The 19,605-nt window shown below is 43.5% G+C and carries 13 protein-coding genes; 5 read left to right on the forward strand and 8 right to left on the reverse strand.

Going from position 1 to position 19,605, the window contains the following annotated elements; translation table 11 throughout:
- Positions 1-5: 5 nt before the first annotated feature.
- The 4 genes from MHI27_RS30250 to MHI27_RS30265 form a co-directional block, all read right to left on the reverse strand.
- Entirely contained in the window at positions 6-926 is a 921-nt protein-coding gene (locus MHI27_RS30250) for a sugar ABC transporter permease (protein WP_042192982.1), read from the reverse strand.
- A gap of 169 nt (positions 927-1,095) precedes the next feature.
- Entirely contained in the window at positions 1,096-2,670 is a 1,575-nt protein-coding gene (locus MHI27_RS30255) for a response regulator (protein ID WP_405175305.1), read from the reverse strand.
- 11 nt (positions 2,671-2,681) lie between these two features.
- The gene (locus tag MHI27_RS30260; RefSeq protein ID WP_405175306.1) at positions 2,682-4,418 is read right to left on the reverse strand and encodes a sensor histidine kinase; all 1,737 of its coding nucleotides are present in this window, start codon (positions 4,416-4,418) and stop codon (positions 2,682-2,684) included.
- Between the two features lie 100 nt (positions 4,419-4,518).
- The gene (locus MHI27_RS30265; protein ID WP_076285015.1) at positions 4,519-4,953 is read right to left on the reverse strand and encodes an Lrp/AsnC family transcriptional regulator; all 435 of its coding nucleotides are present in this window, start codon (positions 4,951-4,953) and stop codon (positions 4,519-4,521) included.
- Between the two features lie 158 nt (positions 4,954-5,111).
- On the opposite strand from MHI27_RS30265, the gene MHI27_RS30270 reads away from it, so the two are divergent.
- Positions 5,112-5,576 carry a VOC family protein gene (locus MHI27_RS30270; RefSeq protein WP_076285016.1) on the forward strand — a complete coding sequence of 155 codons (465 nt, stop codon included), beginning with the start codon at positions 5,112-5,114 and terminating at the stop codon, positions 5,574-5,576.
- 123 nt (positions 5,577-5,699) lie between these two features.
- Here the strand turns inward: MHI27_RS30270 and MHI27_RS30275 are convergent, their stop codons facing one another.
- Positions 5,700-6,965, reverse strand: coding sequence for a glycoside hydrolase family 1 protein (locus tag MHI27_RS30275; RefSeq protein ID WP_405175307.1), 1,266 nt, complete (start codon positions 6,963-6,965; stop codon positions 5,700-5,702).
- Between the two features lie 103 nt (positions 6,966-7,068).
- Complete coding sequence (locus tag MHI27_RS30280) at positions 7,069-8,469, reverse strand: MFS transporter (RefSeq protein ID WP_405175308.1); 1,401 nt, start codon at positions 8,467-8,469, stop codon at positions 7,069-7,071.
- Positions 8,470-8,778: 309 nt separating this feature from the next.
- Here MHI27_RS30280 and MHI27_RS30285 point away from each other — a divergent pair, with 309 nt between their 5' ends.
- On the forward strand, positions 8,779-9,771 hold the full coding sequence (locus MHI27_RS30285; protein WP_405175309.1) for an AraC family transcriptional regulator: 993 nt from the start codon (positions 8,779-8,781) through the stop codon (positions 9,769-9,771).
- A 48-nt stretch (positions 9,772-9,819) separates the two neighbouring features.
- On the opposite strand, the gene helD is transcribed toward MHI27_RS30285, so the two are convergent.
- Positions 9,820-12,243, reverse strand: coding sequence for an RNA polymerase recycling motor HelD (helD, locus tag MHI27_RS30290; protein ID WP_405176824.1), 2,424 nt, complete (start codon positions 12,241-12,243; stop codon positions 9,820-9,822).
- Positions 12,244-12,551: 308 nt separating this feature from the next.
- On the reverse strand, positions 12,552-16,610 hold the full coding sequence (locus tag MHI27_RS30295; RefSeq protein ID WP_405176825.1) for a glycosyl hydrolase 53 family protein: 4,059 nt from the start codon (positions 16,608-16,610) through the stop codon (positions 12,552-12,554).
- 352 nt (positions 16,611-16,962) lie between these two features.
- On the opposite strand from MHI27_RS30295, the gene MHI27_RS30300 reads away from it, so the two are divergent.
- From MHI27_RS30300 to MHI27_RS30310, 3 genes are read left to right on the forward strand one after another with little or no spacing between them, the layout of a single operon-like run.
- Entirely contained in the window at positions 16,963-17,505 is a 543-nt protein-coding gene (locus tag MHI27_RS30300; protein WP_231573368.1) for a sigma-70 family RNA polymerase sigma factor, read from the forward strand.
- The gene (locus tag MHI27_RS30305; protein WP_076285020.1) at positions 17,498-18,655 is read left to right on the forward strand and encodes a DUF4179 domain-containing protein; all 1,158 of its coding nucleotides are present in this window, start codon (positions 17,498-17,500) and stop codon (positions 18,653-18,655) included. The genes MHI27_RS30300 and MHI27_RS30305 overlap by 8 nt, the downstream gene beginning before the upstream one ends.
- Before the next feature lie 20 nt (positions 18,656-18,675).
- The gene (locus MHI27_RS30310; RefSeq protein WP_405175310.1) at positions 18,676-19,581 is read left to right on the forward strand and encodes a DUF5643 domain-containing protein; all 906 of its coding nucleotides are present in this window, start codon (positions 18,676-18,678) and stop codon (positions 19,579-19,581) included.
- The last annotated feature ends 24 nt before the right edge of the window (positions 19,582-19,605 follow it).

The following is a 19,605-nucleotide window of genomic DNA, read 5'->3' on the forward strand; positions in this document are numbered from 1 at the left end:
TGCGGTTAGAATAAGGCGCGGTCTTTATCGTATTTACGAACAGCATAGTTCACAGTCATGATCGTTGCGAAGCCAAGAACGGACTGGAAAACGCCAGCCGCAGCCGACATGCCGATATCATTCGAAGTAATCAGCGATCTGAACACGAAAGTATCGATAACGTCCGTCGAAGAGAACAACAAACCGTTATTGCCGATCATGTTATAAAACATCCCGAAATCACCGCGGAAAATATTCCCGACCGCCAGCAGCACCAAAATAATAATCGTCGGGTAAAGATTTGGAATCGTCACTTTCCGGATCCGCTGAAAAATATTGGCGCCATCGATTTCAGCTGCCTCATACTGTTCAGTATCTATGCCCGTAATCGCGGCCAAGTACATTACTGTTCCGTATCCAAGGCCTTTCCAGGCGGAAACGAGAACTAGGATATACGGCCAGTAGGCAGGCGTATTGTAAATATCAATAGGTTCTAGCCCGAGTCCTCTAAGGAGTGCGTTCACAGTACCAATATCATAATTGAGCAGGTTATAGGCAATCGCGCCGACAACTACCCATGAAATAAAGTAGGGAAGAAACAACGCCGATTGCGTAATTTTGCGGAACCATTTGCCACCGACCTCAAACAACATAATGGCTGCAAAAATTTGCAAAGAGTTATTTACAACGATGAATGCAATATTGTACAATGCTGTATTCCGTGTTACCCGCCAAGCATCTCCTGATTCAAAGAAAAAGCGGAAGTTATCGAGCCCGTTCCAGGCACTTCCAAAAATACCGCCCGCGTAATCATAATGCTTGAAGGCAATAATAATGCCCGCCATTGGGACATAGGCAAACAGAAGAAAAAAAGCAACCGCCGGAGCCAGCATCAGCAACAGAACCCTATAGTTTTTTAAATCGCTCCAAAATGTATGCCCTTTCATCTTTGCACCCCTTTCTTCTCTATATCTCTCATTATAAAAGGACGGCGGCGGTGAGATAATTCAGCGAAACAACTAAACATAATACTAATTCAACGATTCATAAACAATTTCGATAAAAAAGAAGCCCCTGTTCCATATAGAACATGAGCCTCCTCAATAAGTAATCGATTCAGATTTTATTTTTCTTCCGGTACTCGCCGGGCGACATGCCCATATATTGCTTGAACTGCCTATTGAAATAAATAATATTTTTATATCCGGCTTGTTCCGCAATCTCATATACTTTCTTCGTAGGATCCTCGAGCAGCTCGCATACCCGCTTCATACGCAATTCACTTAGAAAATCGCTGAAGAGACTATTGGTTTCGACCTTGAACAGATGCCCTAGATAGTTAGGGGTAAAGTCGAAATGTGCGGCGACCTCGTTTAGCGTTATTTTTTGATCTAATCTTTCTTTCACATACTCCGTGATTTCATCAATTAACTTGCGCTTTTGTCTTTGGCGTTTCAAATAAAGCAGCTCCGACAGTTCAAAGAATCTTCTTCTCAGCCACGAAAGGATATCATGCACCGTTTCGAACTGAAACAGCACAAAAGGATGATGAGAATCCCAATTCAAAATCTCGTACAAATGCTCATTCATTTGCTGCAGATCAGCATGAAGCTTAGAGGTAATCCGGATAATGATATCGTAGATGTCGTTTTTCTGGGAGATCGGGCTGTCTCCGGCAAATAGCTGAAGCAAGCAATCATCAATAGTGGTAAGGTCGTAGTCGAGCATAGCTTTAAGCATACGATCCACAATAACCTCTAAGTCCGAAGCCATCTTTTCCTTTGGAGACCATTCCGAGGCATCTTGGATCAACCTATTCTTCCCTACGATCCATTTAATGCTTAGAGCGGCCTGCGCCTGCCGATAGGAATCATGTAGCTTGACCGGGTCGGTTGTGTACATTCCTCTTCCGATCGTAATCGAACAGGAGAACTCCTGATAGAACGCCCGAATCAACTCTTCCAGCAAAGCTGTAAAATATTGTTCCTGAACCGCAGCAAGGATCACAAAGTGATAGTCATAAGTCGTAATCACCATGCCCAAATTTTGATCCTGTGCAAACTTTCGGATAAACTGATTGGCAGTGCTGCTCCACAAACTCCGCTCTTCTTCCGTCCAGGTTTGGATTTTTCGCGCCATGTCGTCGATCTCAATGAGGGCAACCGCTGATGCACCTTGTAAGTATGGCGTGAGAACGTTGTGAATGTGCGTTTCAACCTGTCCCGGTGCAGCCTCGTTAAACCAACGCAGCAGTAGCTCCTGATTAACAAGCGTCAGCGTTTCCGACAAGGAAGTACGCTGCGTCCTCTCTTTCTCAATCTTTGTGCAGAGTTCGGTCAGCGTCTCGTTCAGCTCGTCATCATCCACAGGCTTAAGCAAATAACTGTATGCGTTCAATTGAATCGCTTCCTTGGCATAATTGAAATCCTGATGTCCGCTAATAAATAGAATATGGACATCTGGGTTAATCTCCTTCGCTTTCCGTGCAAATTCCACGCCTGACATAATCGGCATACCGATATCAGAGAGAATGATATCTACAGGGTGCTGCTCCATCATTTTCAAAGCGGCAAACCCGCTTGTTGCAGTTCTCACGCTATGCAAAGGCAAATGATCACTGCCGGCTACACGCCGTCTAAGCCATTCCAAATCGATTACTTCATCATCCACCAGCAGAACATTGATCTCCATCGCCATACTCCTCACTCCCCCATCACTTCCCTGATCTCTGCATTTTCCACCGGTAAAATAATTTGAACTGTCGTTCCCGCTCCAAAATAGCTACCGATTTGAATGCCGAAATCGCTCCCGTATCGCAGTTTAATTCGTTCTTCCACGTTTCTCAGACCGTAGCTGCCTGGTTGATATGCGCTTGATCGCATGTTTTGAAGTGTCTCCGGCCGCATGCCGATCCCGTTGTCAATGACCTTGAGTTCGATGCGGTCACCCAGCCGCTTTCCAGTAATACGAATCGCAATGGTCTCCCCGAACCAGGCGTGCTTGAATATATTCTCCACAAACGGTTGTAAAATCAGCTTAATAATAGGCACCTGTAAAATTTCCGGATCGACATCATAATAAACCTCAAAGGCGTCCGCATACTTCACTCTCTGAATTTCCAGATACATCCTCACCTGCTCCAGCTCATTTTCAAGGGAGATATATACATGCCCATCGTTTAATGTGAGTCGATAAAATTTGGAGAGACCTTGTACCATCTGCGTAACCTTCTCCACTTCCCCCAAATTGGCCAGACTGCCGATGGTCGACAGCGTATTGTACAAGAAATGCGGACTGATCTGGGCTTGAAGCACATCCAGCTCCGCTTGCTTTTTCTGAATGCCCTGCACATAGACGTTCCGGATGAGTTCCTGAATGCTGGTCGCCATTTGGTTGAAGCTATTAGCGATATAGACAAATTCATCGTTCCCCGGAAATCCGATTCTTTTATAAAAATTACCCTCCTGAAACGATCGAACCAAATACACAATCCGCTTGATTTTCTTGCCAGATATACGTGCAACTAGAAAACCGATAATAGCCATCACCAAAAAACTGATGGAACAAACGGTACTAATCACCTTCCGCATTCTACTAGCATCTTTGTTCAAATAAGAGTGAGGTACGCGCGCCTCAATGACATAGCTTGATACCGGAATATCTTCACTAATAATTAAATAAGCATCTAGTTTCGTATCTTCAGCAGCAACACCTTGCTCATACAAAGTCATTCCTGTAGCCCTATCCAACAGACGAAGTTCAATCCCCTGTTCAATCGGAAAAGTATCAAAATTACCAAATAGCTCATCAATCCTCGCCGTAACGCGAATATATCCGATAATCGCAGGTGCTGCCTTGGAAGATACAAGCTTACGGAAATATGAAATATTACCTAGCTCACGGTCGGTATCCGCTTGAAGCCAGAAACTGTCTTGATTATTCGCAACAATCGACTTAAACCACTCCGTATTCTCGATCACCTGATCAGAAAGAACATAATAATCACTTCGACCGATAGATGTCGACATATCATCACCGGTAATTTCAAGCATCGTCTCATTGACCGTAAAAAGCGCAAGTCTCAGCTTGTTCCCATACAGTTGCAGAGGGGCCTTCATATAAGGAACGATATCATCTCTCATTTTGAGCATATTTTCCAAAGGATCTCCCCTGAACTGAAGGGCATTCTGAAAATTCGTATTTAGAAACAGCGAGTTGGTCATACGTTTGATTTCATCTGTCTGGTATTCGATGTTGTTCCTCGTCTGCTTTAATGCGGTCCGGACATTCGTTTCCGCCATTTCAGTCCTGGACTCTACGAGCATTGTGTAGGCTATATAGCCAACCAGCACATCTGTCAGCAATACAAGAATGAGATACGGAATCATCATCTTGTATGTGAATGGAATATACTTTTTACCAGACAGTTTCCTCTCCATGCGCATGCTCCCTTATATACGTATCAATACGACTGCTATTTCGACCCATTTTACAACGAAAAGAAAGCGGTTACTATATCTTGTATTTGGAAACTTCGCTTTAGAGTAGCACTCTGTTCTCCAAAATATTTTTCAAGCTGATATGCGATTTGGAAGGTCCGAACTTTATAAGGTGATCTTGAAATTCAGCAAGCGCCTCAATCGTTGAGGTCTGTACCTTAATGAGATAATTATATTCTCCACTAATGCGGAACAAATCGGTAACTTCCATAGCATCGTTGCAAAAATCGGTGAGCTCTTGGCAATGTTCTGTTTTGATTAGAATAAAAGTAGTCGTACCCCGGTTCAGATCCCGCAAATTAAAAGCTGTATGATACCCCGATATGATGTTCCTTTCCTCCAACTTAATGATTCTTTCTTTAACGGATGGTTGTGACATCGAAACCTCTTTGCTGATTTGTGAAATGGGCATACGAGCATTGTACTGCAATAATTGCATAATCTTTTTATCAATATCATCCATAAGATGTTCCATATCAAGCGCCTCCTAGCTCTTTTTAATAAATAAACCCATTCAACTAAAATACCTTATATTCAATAACCATGTCAGGATAAAACACTTATCTTATATATGTATCTCCTATTTTAATCCAACTATAATAAATAGTACATTAGATATAGGAGTGATTAATAATGAGCGTAAAAGGTCTTGCACATATAGCGATTCAAGCCAAAGATTATAAAGCAACAATTTCATTTTACATTGACGTCTTAGGATTTAAGTTAGGTCATCATTGGAGTCTGCCCTCCTTTCAAATCAAAGAAGCTTCGATGCTTATTTCACCTGATCAAAGAACTTGCATAGAGATTTTTGATAACGATGCAGTCATTGCCGCCCAAGGGAAAAAAGCCTTGTCTGAAGAGGATATAGCTCACGGAGCACTCTTACATTTCGCCTTCTACGTCGATAATGTCGATGAAATGTACCAAAAAGCCCTTGCTCATGGAGCAAAGGCTTTTATAGCACCAGATTCGCTTTCTCTTGGTGAACCTCCTCTTCTGATCAAGAACGCGATCGTTCACAGCCCCAATGGGGAAGTTATCGAATTTCTTGAAGAGGTTGATTTTGATATGTCTAGTACGACCAATGTAAACTAAAATGTATCCACTCAGCACATTGGCAAATAACAAGAATACAAATAAGGAGCCTTCTCATGTTGAGATGGCTCCTTTCTAATAATTATTCAGTTGCTCTCTTGGTTAAATCATTTAGCCTTAATTTTAAAAATCCAAACTATTATTGTGTGCGATCCGTCCTAAATACTCAGCGCTTTCTTTAACTTTACGTTCTTGTGTGCCTCTATCTACTCCAATAATCCCGAATGTCATCGAATACCCTGAATTCCACTCGAAGTTATCAAAGGATGTCCAGTACATGTATCCTCTTATGTCGATCCCCTCTGCCAAACAAGCCTGTACGCCTTCCAGTCCTCTCCGAATAAATTCAATACGACGACTGTCATCATCTGTAGCAATTCCATGCTCCGTAATAATGATGGGGATATTTAGCTCTTTCGCTACTTTTCGAATGACATTCCCAAGCGCTTCAGGGTAGAACTCATATTTCATTTGTGTAAGCTCTGCTTCATCCGCGGGCTTGACCAGACCATTCGGACCGTAAACCTCCCTGGTATAGTTTTGAAGCCCAAAGAAGTCATCCCCTTTCACTATATCTGCATACTCACCAAAGTTATCTTTCCATTTTTTCTCGGCGAGTGCTTCACCACCCGGGATCGACTGAAAATCGGAAAGGGCCATGGATAAGCCTACCTGAATGTTAGGCTGTATACCCTTGATAACTTCACGTGCTTTCAGGTGTGCCTCCTTAAGGATGCTGATACTTGCTTCATCAGAGATCATATGAAACGTGAAGTATTGGTCCACTGTAGTTCCACAGAGCTTAGCCGCAGATTCTCTCCATTTAGGCGAGGACCAGGATTTGGTATCAATTCCTACAGGGGGAATAACTCCGATATTTGAGAAAACATCCCGTAACATGATCGGAAGATTCACTTCATTGAAAGTCAATACATAGGGGATTAAATCGCCCAGTTCACGGATAACAACCTCACAATAGGCTGAGAAAAGGTCAGGAATATTCGGGTTAGCCCATCCTCCTAGTCTCATTAACCATTTGGGGGAAGAAAAATGGTGCAATGCCACAATCGGTGTAAGTCCAAACTCATGACAGGTCTGCAACACATCTCGATAATGAAGGATAGCAGAACGTGAAAATTGTCCGGATTCCGGTTCAATCCTCGACCATTCCAAGGAAAAACGGTAGGCTTTCAATCCTAAACTAGCCATAAGGGCAATATCTTCTCGGTACAACCGATAGTGATCAACAGCATCGCCTGATTTATCTAAATAAGGAGAACCCTCTGCATGTTCCTCTGCCCAAAAATCACTGTTCGTGTTGTTACCTTCTACTTGGTAAGCTGCCGTAGATGAACCCCAAATAAAGTTTACAGGAAATAAATTCTCCACAATCAACACTCCTAATCCTAATTTATTCTATATTTTAAAGCCCCGATTCGGACAACTGCACGAACCTCACCACGTAAATGGCTCTTGCAGTTTCCGTTAAGGTCTAGGCCTTCTTATCATTAGCCAAAGCTTGCAGCTCGGCCATAATTGCAGGATATTTCTTATCCAGACTATAAATAGACATCAACACGATTTGCAGTACAGCCAATACCATTGGAACATATATAAACAAATTCTTAATGGATAATAGAGCCATATCCGATTGAACCTCAAGCCCACCTACATATCCTCCGAAGGCTAATGTCCATCCAACAACCGCTCCTCCCAGCCCACTACCGACTTTCGATGCTACGCTGTGTCCACTATAAATTAAGCCTTCCGTGCGAACTCCGGTTTTCCATTCTCCGTAATCCACGGTATCAGCAAGCATGGCTGCACCTGTGGCAACGGCTGGAGCTATTCCAAGTGTCTTCAATATTGTACTGATCATAATGACTTGAAAGCTTGTGGGGTCTACAAGAATCAGTAATGATCCAACCAAGGAGATACAAGCCCCAATTAGAGCTGCATTTCTTTTTCCAACCTTCTTAATGAGAGGTGTTGAGATGATCATGCCGACCACAATTGGCACCAATCCAGCAAGAGATAAGGCTCCGACAAGGGCCGGATTATGCAGAATGTATTGCGCGTAATAGATATTTAGCGCCCCGCTAACCCCCGAGCTTAGGAAAATCAGCGTGGAGAATGGAATAACAATTAACCAGAACTTATTCCGCAGCAAAGCCTTAAAACCCACTCTGAATGGAATAGCCTTCTGTACAACAATTGGTTTTACGCGCTCCTTCGTTGTTTTGTACGTAATGGCATATAGGAGAGGGGAGATCACCCCGATGATTACAAAAGTTAAGAACCAACCCATTTTCCCACCACCGAATGTGTTTATCATAGGCATGGCGAAAAAACTAATGAGAACTCCTCCTGAAATGCCTAAGACCATCCGAGTTATACTAAGCAAAGAACGTTGATAAGGGTCCTGTGTCATAAGCGAATTCAAAGCACCATAGGGAATATTAATGGATGAATAGATTAAGCTGACAATGAAATACGTGAGCGACGCATAGACAATGGCTCCTGTGTGGCCTAATTCTGGTGCTGTAAACAAGATCATGACCGACAAGCCGAACGGCACAGCCATCCATTTGATCCAAGGTCGAGCCTTGCCATGCTTACTCTTCGTCCGGTCAACCAAAGCACCGATGCCTACATCAGCTACCCCATCTAGGAGTCGAGTAACCAGAAGGATTGTACCTACAATACCTGCTGAAATTCCAACAATGTCTGTATAAAAAAAGGTGAGAAAGGTTGTAATAGCCGTCCAAATAATATTTGTAGAAAAATCACCTATCGCATATCCAAAACGTTCTTTCAACGATATCTTTGTATAAGCATCCTGAGCTCCGTTATCTACTATAATCGCTTCGGTTCCCATCGCCGGTGTAGCCATCTTTTGTCCCCCTAAAATCATGATTAGCTTCAAATTGAACCTTTCACCTCATGTGATTAAACCCTCCTTCACCACCTATTTTAGCAAGCGTTTTCATTTATTTTAATGCTAAAATCCAAGCACATTAGTGCTCGTTTCAAAGATTTTATTTTTACTGTTTCGAAGCCATTCATAAAAATAAAAGAAGCTCCCCTCTTTCTTAGGAGCTTCCAAGTAAACTAATTCATCACGCTATTGAGGTAAAATATATATTGAACTATAATTTAAAAAAGATAAATCATGCTGGTTTCAAAGAATAGGAGCCTTCCAATGAATAATAGTGAATTACAATCCTATTTGATATCCAACAACCTTAGAGATGTGCCAGATTGGGAACTTATTAAAAACACATATAACGCTGAAACGATAGAGGTAGCTGGTCAGACGGTTTATATATTTAACTTGAGTTTTGATATGGCCTATACACCCATTGAGGATAACATTGTTATTTTTCAATCCGTGCCTTCCTCGGTAGTCCCGCTGCATATTCATCAATACATCGAATTGATTTACGTCTACCAAGGAAAATGCACAGTGGTCATGCAAAATGGGGAAATCAACATGCATGAGGGCGGAGTCATCATCATTGATAAGCAAACCCCTCACACACTAAAAGGAATTTCGAACTCGGATATTGTCATCGATATCAAGCTAAAACATGATTACTTGAACTCAGGTTTTCTTAGCCGTTTCACACAAAAAAGCACTATCTCTCAATTGTTGATAGACTCTCTGATCGATTCTCGAAGAGCAAATAATTATCTCCACTTCCCCTTAGAAAACGGCTCTAAAATCGTAGAAATCATGCAGAATATAATGTGTGAATATTTCGATCGAGACTTTTGTTCTACGGATATGATTGACTCTTATTTATTTATTTTTTTTACAGAATTAATTCGGAACAGTAACACCAAGACCAGTATTGAGGCCGGAAATATAAGTCAGAAAGATTCTATTGTTATTGACTTTCTAAGATATATTGAAAAGAATCATCGTGATTGCACCCTCACCAAAATGGCTGCGCACTATAAATATCACCCTAACTATATCTCGGCTATGCTCAAAAGAGCGACCGGGAAGTCGTTTAAGGAACTTCTCCAGATTGAACGGTTGAATAAGGCCGTCATCTATTTGTCCAATTCAGAACTTCCCATTCCTGATATCGCAGAGGAAGTCGGGTATTCAAGCGTCTCCTTCTTCTTCAAAAAATTTAAAGAAGTCTACTCCCAAACACCCAACAAGTTTAGAGAAAATAAACACTAAAAGAACCTGACATCCGTTCGTCAACAGCAAGCCGTGCGGACAATCTAATTACACTTCCTCATACAAAGAGGTATCCAAGGCTTGAATAAAGTGCGACCAATTGCCTGTCGTGTACAGCAGAAGTCGATGCATCGCGCGCGTACAAGCTGTATAAAAGAGTTTACGTTCGCTCTCCCGATGATAAGTCTGAGTAGAAGCATCGTAAATTAGCACGGCGTCGAATTCTACGCCCTTAGCAAGATACGCAGGAATAATCAGCGTTCCCTTCTCAAAGGTGAGCGTCTCCTTCGTAATAAGCCGCAGATTCTCGCCCCCCTGTGCAAGCAGTGCTTCATAGGCTTCACGGCTTTCCGTAGCAGTCTTAGTAATAACGGCGATGGAGTCGAGACCTTCGGCCATAAGCGCCGCAAGCTCCTCTTTTATCCGTACCGCCCGCTCCACCTCATTGCTAGCCTTCAATAGGTGCGGCTTCTTGCCGCCCCTATCAAAAGGCACGATCTCTTCATTAGGTAGCAGCGCCTTCGTAAACTCCACAATCTCGCGAGTCGAACGATAGCTTCGGATTAAACGAAATAGATTCGTTTCCTCTTCACCATAAAGCCGGATCAAAGGAGAATCTACCTCTTGCAGATTCGTCGCTTGCGGGAATATCGCTTGACTGAAATCGCCGAGTACTGTCATGCTGGCGCGGGGAAACAATTGCTTGAGAAACGCGAATTGGAACGGCGAATAATCCTGTCCTTCATCAATAAATAAATGCCGCACCATTGTATTCGTGCGAGAACCCTCGATAAGCTCTTTTAAATACAGGAATGGGGTCTCATCCTCATAAAACAGCTCGGTATGGCTCAACGTTTCCTTCGTTTGCATACAGATTTCTGGCCATTGATCAGGTACTTCGGTCTCACCCGTCATTTTCTGATAAGTGGCTTCATCCCTAAATAACTGCTCGTATAATCCAACCGTATCTATGAACTTCAAACGTTTGGCATCCCGTCTTAGCGGTTTGAAATGTTCCTTCACGATCATACGACGCAGCAGCTCATCTTCCTGAGAACTAAAATCAAAGACATTCTCTTCCCCGTCCTTCTGAGTACGAAAATCGCCATAGATTTCAAGATACTGCTCTGTAAAATCGAAGACAGCTTCTTCTCGCCGGTACTTCTTAAGCACCTCACTGTAAGCTTCGGCATATTGATCGTTGTCGAGGTAATCGACTTCATCTTGAACCCAGGGCGCTTCCATTTCCTGACGCTCTAGCTTAGTCAGCTCACGCAGCAGCCATTCACGTAGTAAAGCAACGCGATTAGCCAATCGTATAGAGCTGTCGTAGCTGTAAAATTGCGATTTCATTTGCTCCGCAGTAATCAACTCGCGGTCCCGGAAACAGATACTGTGGAACAGCATACCTTCTTTGCCTAACCATAACGCGTAGCTTTGAAGAGCATGCAGGAAAGACTCAGAAGCCTTATATTGCATCCCCGTTAACCGTGCTTCATACCCCTGCGAGGATTGTGACGTCAGTACATATTCAATCTGCTCGAAGGGGTCTTCTAGTTGAACAGTGGATCCAAGCCAATAAGCAAGATACTCCTGAAAGGTCGTTTGCTGCATATTCTCTTCGCCGAGCTCAGGGAGCACCGTCGATACATAACTGTTAAACATCGGATTTGGCGAAAAAAGAACGATCTGGTCGGCCTTGAGCCTATCACGGTGTTTGTATAATAAATACGCTACCCGTTGCAGCGCTGCGGACGTTTTTCCGCTGCCAGCCGCTCCTTGCACAATAAGCATACGGCTTTTGTCATTGCGGATGATGGCGTTCTGTTCCTTCTGGATGGTCGCCACAATGCTCTTCATTTGTGAATCTGCGCCTTTACCAAGCACCTGCTGAAGCAATTCGTCCCCGATCGTTAAGCTCGTATCGAACACGTTCTGGAGCTGACCGTAACGGATCTGATATTGCCGCTTCAGCATCATCTCACCTGTAATCTGTCCTCCCGGCGTTTCGTAAGTAGATGGCCCTGGGGAATGATCATAATACATGCTTGCAATAGGCGTTCGCCAGTCATACACCAGAAATTCCACACCGTCTGCATCAACGAAAGAAGCCACTCCGATATAAATTTTCTCACTCAAGCCCAAACCATCTTCTTGAAAATCCATTCGCCCAAAATAGGGAGACGGCAGTAGCCGTTTCATATTCTTAAAACGCTGCACCCGCTGCCGGTGGCTGCGCTCCCGCTCCGACAACAATGCTTCTTGCTGCTTTATACTGTAGAAGGTCTCTTCGAAATCTTCGTCTGTGCTCGTATTGACCGTGACTTCTTCCCAAAACCGCTTGCGAATGTCCACCACTTGATCACGTAGCCCAGTCACTTCTGGTTCTAGTTCTGCGATTCTTGATTGCAGCTTTTCCGTAACCAAATCAAGCCGATCTTGTTCTTGCTGCCAATCCATTACGTTTACCATCTTCACGAACACGCTCCTTTTCATTCTTGTTATAAAGAAGCAAAAATTAAAATTTGACAAACTGTTAATCCACATGGTATTATAATAGTGTAGATATGATGTTACACTTATGTTTAAATTAGAGAAATCAACAGTGATTATTTTATAATATCACGATCTTTCTTTGCATGCAAATTATTTATATAAGTAAGAAGAACCAGCAGACTCTGCTGGTTCTTCTTTTTTTGAATGCCAAGCTTGGGCGCACATAGAGAATAGACAAAAAGACCGTCCTAAGGACGGTCTTTTTTCTTACTACAGTAGGTTTACTATTTAGTTTGCAGCAGATTCATAATGATGGTTACTGCCTCTGCTCTTGTTGCGGTCTCATTTGGTGCAAATACATTGCCGTTACGTCCGCTCACAATGCCTGATTTCTTCACGGCTGCAACCGCATCCTTTGCCCATGCAGGAATTTGGCTATCATCAGCAAAGCCTGTTGATGCCGCCGTTGTTAAATCTACCCCTGCTGCTCTAGCGATCATAACTGCTAGCTCCGAACGTGTTATGCTCGCTGCCGGACGGAAGGTAACATCCTCATAGCCGCGTATAATCTTCGCCTCTAAGGCTTGTGCAATGGACTTCTCAGCCCAAGCAGGGATTGTATCTGTGAAGCCCAATTCCACACCGTTTCCAGTTGGCTTCAGCGCATTCATCAGCATCACCGCAAATTCAGCGCGTGTCACCGCACCATTCGGTTTGAACGTTCCGTCGGCATAACCCTTGACGATCCCTTCGCTCACCGCTTTCTTAATATTAGCCTGTGCCCAATGTCCCGAGATATCGCTAAATTGAACCTCTGTCGTCGGTTCAGTAGATACATTGGTTACCGGTAATCCAGTCGCTTGATCCACTACGAGTACAGCAAACTTCGTAAAGTGATCCACATCTGCAGCAATGCGATTTCCATCTATTTTGCCGTCATTAACTTTCACCCAGCTCTTCTTCACTTCATCATAATAAAAGATCGCTACAGTTTGGCCGCTCTTCACTTGTCCTGAATCGAACACAAAGGTTAGCGTGACTGGTTTACTAAAGTTCTCCGCGAAGTTTTTTAGAACTTCATAGATCGGGCTTACGAAAATCTCATGATTGCTGAGAAGATTCTGCGAATCAAGCACTTTCTCAATCGTTAATACCAACTGCTTGCCTGAAGCATTAGCTGGAATTGAAATCACAAGCCCATTATCCAATCTGACTTCACCCGCTTGACCTGCAGGAAGCGTCAGTTTCCCATTGGAGGAGATAACCGGAAGTACGACATTAGAGGTACTACCACCATCATTACCACCGTTTCCATTACCATCAGAACCGTTATCTTGCGCAGCTCTCGTTATTGTTGCTGTGTATCTCGTACCTGTGCCATCTTGGGCAATTACGAATAACTCCAATCGGTTACTACCTATTTCAAGGGGAAGCTCTATGCTTGTTGCCCCACTTGCCAAACTTATCGGACCGGCCACAAGTGTATTGGCACTATTGTACATACTCACTGTCAAGGTACCATAAACAGCATCGCTGGCCGTTGCCGTCACTGTGAAGTTAGATAAAGAATACGGTACACTCGCTGTATAGTCGTATACACTTCCGCTCACTGTTTGATCCAATGTTATGCCGCTCAAATTCAAGCTATTCAAGCTTGCACTAGAACTTAATGTTGTAAACGTAATCTCTTGTCCATAGCTTACTCCGGTTGCATTCACTGCATAGGCACGTACATGATAGATAGATCCAGATTGAAGTCCTGCAAGACTTACTGAAAAGGCACCTGTTCCACCTGATTCAGCTATAACTTTACCATCCTCAATTGTCGGATTGGCACTAGTAGAATATACGATTCCTCGCTCTGTAACCTTAGCGCCACCGTCCGAAGTGATATTTCCTCCAACCGTAGCTGTCATAGAAGTGATATTTTGTACTTCTGCATCCGTATCAACAATAGCAGGTTCCTCAATACCTTTGACAAAGCTTAGATAGAAATCATCAATCGATCCCCATGCGCCGCCGTCTGCTTTGATATTAGCTCCGATTGTAAGGGTTCCATCGGTAACGAGAATATCCTGGATCTCAGGATTATTCCACTGTGCCCATCCTTTCACACCGGTGTTTACTTTTACTTCCTTACCATCCGTTACAGCAAACAGATTCATATTGGGGTTGGCAGCATCTCCCCCTTGAATAAACATCGAAAGATTATAATATCCCGGCTTCAGACCAGAAATAGTCTGCTCTACTCTAAAATCCACTGCTTTCGCAGAGTAGAAATGTAGTGAATAGTTGCCTGTTTTGGCATCTGTAACTTTATTTTGGTAGTCTGTATGTGGAGCATTAACGTCAGCATAGGTGATTTTCCACATGCTTCTATCGCTATTTTCAAAGCCTGCGTTGACGATAAAGTTCTCTTTTTTAATAACTAGAAGAGCCTTTACCACCTGACCGCCTTCCACCGTTCCACCGATCACATAGCTGCCCGCGCCCTTGCTAATGGCTTGCTCAAGCGCAACTTGATCCCAAACCACTGACATCTTGCCGGAACTTCCATCATTGTAAGTAACACTTACGTCTGTTGACAGATGGATTGGCTCCCCAGCAATCGCCGTTATCGAAACATCCTTAATTTCATCTACAGCAATAGGGGCCACTGCGCCTGTATTCACATATTTGAACACATTCAGCGAGGCAAGCGGATGTCCGTTAAAATCAAACAAAGCCTGGTTATCAACGGCACTTCCGCCATACCATTCCCCTGCATCATCAGGGTCATATTCCTTCGCATAGCTGGATGCCCAACCGGAACCGTACTGTTCCCATATCAACTTATTCTGCTCCAGATTGTCTTTCGGACCTACCGGAAGCCAAGCAGGCTCCCAATAAAACACGCCAATTCCCGCTTTACCCACATTCGCAACCGCTTCGATCACGTCTCTAACCGAGTTAGCCTGACCTTGAACGCTGATAGGGTAGTTTAAAGTTTGACCTGAGCTTTGCGGCGCTGTATTTCCGTGTCCATCCCCGTCTTCTGCGGTATACGCGTAAGAGGTTTCGGCTACCATTACTTTTTTACCATAAGTATCAGCTACTTGCTTCAACACGGATGTCAAATTGCTTAATGTACCATGCCAGAATGGATAATAAGAACTTGCAAACACATCATAGTCCACATTGTTATCTTGCAAATTCTTCGCTATAGTGGCATATCTGCTTGCTGACTCCGGATTTGTAAAATGCAGAGCAACCAGAATATCAGGATTGATCTCCCGAATGGCTTTGCTTCCCTCATTAAACAATTGGCTCATCTTCGTCCAATTAGATTCACCAACGAATTGTCCATTCGTTTCATTGCCTACTTGAACCATACCAATATCAATACCTGCATCAAGCAGAGCTTGCAGACTTACTTTGGTATATTCGTAAAGCGCTGTCTTCTTATCTTCAAAACTCAAATTTGCCCATGCCTTAGGCGTATGCTGCTTGGCCGGATCGGCCCAAAAGTCAGAATAATGAAAATCCACTAGCAACTTCATGCCGTTTGCGGTCGCCCTTTTCCCAATTTCAATCGCGGTGGCCAGATCATTATTGCCACCACCATAACCTTTTCCAGCTGTATCAAAAGGATCATTCCATATCCGTACCCGAACGTAATTAACCCCCGCTTCATGTACGGTTGTAAAAATATCCTGCACTTCTCCGTTTTCATTGTAAAACTCGACTCCGCTATTCTCTAAAGAAATAATACTGGAGATATCCACGCCCTTAATAAAATCAGGCTGGAGTCCTTCCACCTTCTTTACAAAAATATCCGCCGGCACCGGCTGGGTCGTATCCGTACTCAACTGTTTCAACTCAAAGCTGTCCAGAAATCCATATGCGCTTGGAGCGCCGCTTATGTTCGCACCAACCTCAAGACTCGGGGTATCCTGCTTCAAGATAAATTTCAGGGTGAGCGTTCCCCAAGCATTATAGCCAGTGGTAGCAACAGCGGATGCCTTCTCGTCACCCGCAAACAATTCAACATTCCCCGTCTCATTGTCAGTACCGCCCATCGACTTGACTGAGAGCTCATAACTTCCCGCAGGGAGGTTCGTTATAGTCTGCTTGAGCGAGATGGTCTGGTTTCCAGTAGCGACTTTGTTAATCCAATATTTGAAAGCATGAGCTCCTTCATCTGGATTTAGCCAAGTATCATCGGCATATGCAAAATGCTTAATTTCTACATGATTCCAATCTGCCGTATCGACACTCCATGATCCATCATCCCAGAAATTGTCCTCGAAACCGCCATTTACTATTAAAGAACTGTTCGAATCTGCAGCCAAAGCACTCCTCATGTTGAATGAGAATGAACTTAGCAGCAACAACACTGCTAAAAATGCAGAGATACCCTTTTGATTAACTCTCACGTTCTGATCACCTTCCATTCTAAATTTTCAGATGCATATGTGTGCGTCCCAAGTTATGTAAGCACTTACAAATCAATATACCAATAGTTAAAATATTTAGTAACGGATGAAAAGATAACATTTTGTATGCTTAAGCAAGCTTTATAGGCTTTAATCTTCGTTTTCCATTATTCTGGAATAGATGATATTAAATAGATTTCAGATTTTTTTATCCAAATATAACTTTTTGTATGCCTTCTCCATCTAATCATACAGAGGGCCCTCAAGGAGGAAAAATCATTTGCTGGAAAACGAACTGGATATCAAAAAAGCGCAGAAAGGCGACCACGAGGCGTTTACCCGTCTTTTCAGGCAACTGGAATCCCAGTTGTACAGATTAGCCAAAACCATTCTGCTAAAAGATGAAGATTGCGCGGATGCTCTTCAGGAGACGACACTGAAGGTGTATAAAGGGTTGGCCAACCTTAAACAGCCTAAGTTTTTTAAAACCTGGGTTATACGCATCCTGATTAATGAATGCAATCAGTTACTTCGTATGCGAGAGCGAACTATAGCTGTGGCGGAAATTCCCGAAGAACCGGTCGATTCCTATGTGCATTTTGAAGATTCAGGCAACGTAGACCTGCAAAGCTTCATTAATCAGTTGGACGAATCCCTGCGGCTTGCTATCGTGCTTTTTTATTATGACGATTTATCCATTAAGCAGATTGCAGATGTGCTCGACATCTCCGAAGGAGCGGTCAGGGCACGACTTCATCGCGCACGGAGATTGTTGTCCAAACAGATACATCCTGTGCGGGAGGAGGGTCTTGCTAATGAATAATAACAATTTAGAAAAGCAGATCAGGGAGCTAGGAAAGGCTAATATACAGGAGCTTCCACCTTTACTGCGGTCGCGGCAGGATTCGATTTATGCATCACTCGCCACAATTGTCCAGGATCCTGTGGAAAAGGAAAAGAAAAAACGGATATATCCAAAAATCGCAGCTGCTGTATCTGCAGCGATAGTGCTAAGTGTTATGCTAACGGCCGTCTATCCGCCAACGTTGGCCAATGCACTCAAGCAGCTTCCATGGATAGGCGGAATTTTTGAACGGGCAGATGATATAGGATTGCAAGCTGCTCAGCGTCTGGGTCTGATTACCCGACCGAATAGTAGTGATACGCATGATGGAATCACCTTGTCTGCCGAAGAGGCTGTATTTGATGGCAACCGATTGGCATTCTCAGTGAAGCGCGAGGGAGAAGGGCTGGACGGGAAGCTCACCGGCGTGACGATTGGAGCGGATGGGAAGCCTTTTCTAGGCAAAGGTTCAATAATGTCCGCAGAAGTTTTGATCGATGGGGTTTCAATGGAGGAATTCTCAGATGGTCATTGGGAAGCTGTTCCTTTTCTAACCTGGATGGAAGGCAAGGAGCAGAGTACAGCTATTTTTCAACTGGTGGATTCTTCGAATTTGGGGATCACCAAGCCTTTCCCTGATCAATTTGAACTGACTGTAACCCTTCTTTTAAACGGTATAGATACACCATACATTCTGGAGATTCCTGCACGTAAGGTTACAGAAAATAGTATTGTCGTACCTGATATGCGCGCACAAGCAGAGGGATGGAGTCTGACGCTGCAAAAGCTGGAATATAGCCCATTAACCACGCGCCTGTTACTCAACATTGAACAAGAGACTGACGGGGATTACGCAGATTTTAATACATTGGGCTTTGAAGTGACGGATGAACAGGGACTGGTATTGGAAAATATATCGCAAAAAGCACTCCTTTCATCCAATAGATCACAGGATCTGAATCTGCTTGTAGAGCCGTTCGAGAAACATCCCAATATGCTCACAATCCGTGGCTATCTTTATGAGTTCGAGGATCCAAAAAGTAAGAGTGGCGCATTCAAAACAGACAGCTCCGGAAATCCTGTGAAGCATTATATCGATGGTCTGGAAATAAACGTGCTAGTTAAATAAACACTAAGGAGAATGATATCATGAAGAAAATGACAACGAAATTGTCTGTAATTTTAAGTGCTGCTGTATGCCTTGGAGCGTTGGGAATGCCGGCTTTAACCCAAGCAGCCAGTGTTCAAACCGCCGCTGAAGCTTCCCTGAATACAACAAAAGTCGCCGATTCACACGATCAGCTTACTTTAAAGGGCAGTGCACAGTTTGACGGTAATTATATTAAGATCGATCTGAGCCGTGAGGTATCCCTGTTCTCAGGAATGCTCGCAGGTGTAACCTTGAACGATAAAGGTGAGCCTTACCTTGCAGAAGGAACCATTATGGCAGTAGACGCCAAGCTCACTAATTCAGGTGGAATTGATTTTAAATCACCACGCTGGATCAGTGATGGTGACGCCAACAAGGCGGTTGTTGTATTGCAGACCGGATGGCTAACTGAGCAGCAAAAGGCAAGCCTGGCTTCCTCTGAATTGAGCATCCATGTGAAGCTTAACGGAATCGAAGATCCGTATGTACTAAAGTTTTCTCTTAAGCAATCAGGAGTAGCGCGTAACATTCAGCTACCAGCTTTAAAGAAAGACAACCAATTTGAAATCAAAACTAATCGTGTTGCTGTGGGAGAGACTTCTGTGCGCATTGCTTTAGCAGTTAAAGGGGTTGCTACCCAAGCACAGGCTTTAGGATATGATATTTATGATAATCTGGGAAACGAATTAGAATATATTGCACGGGAATCTGTTGCAACAACCCATAATACGGTTTCTGAAGATTTATTGTTCGAGGCGCTTCGCCCGGCCGCAGAATATCTCATTATCAGACCTTATCAAGCGGTGTTTGAAAAAGGCACTGCAGGGGCTTATAAAGTAGATGCCAAAGGTAATGTAGTTAAAAATTACAACAAGCAACTAGAGATCAAAATTCCTCTGAAATAATAAACGCTGCAACAGATCCATATG

It is taken from the genome of Paenibacillus sp. FSL H8-0261, assembly GCF_045040645.1.
In the GTDB taxonomy this organism is placed as follows: domain Bacteria; phylum Bacillota; class Bacilli; order Paenibacillales; family Paenibacillaceae; genus Paenibacillus_AQ.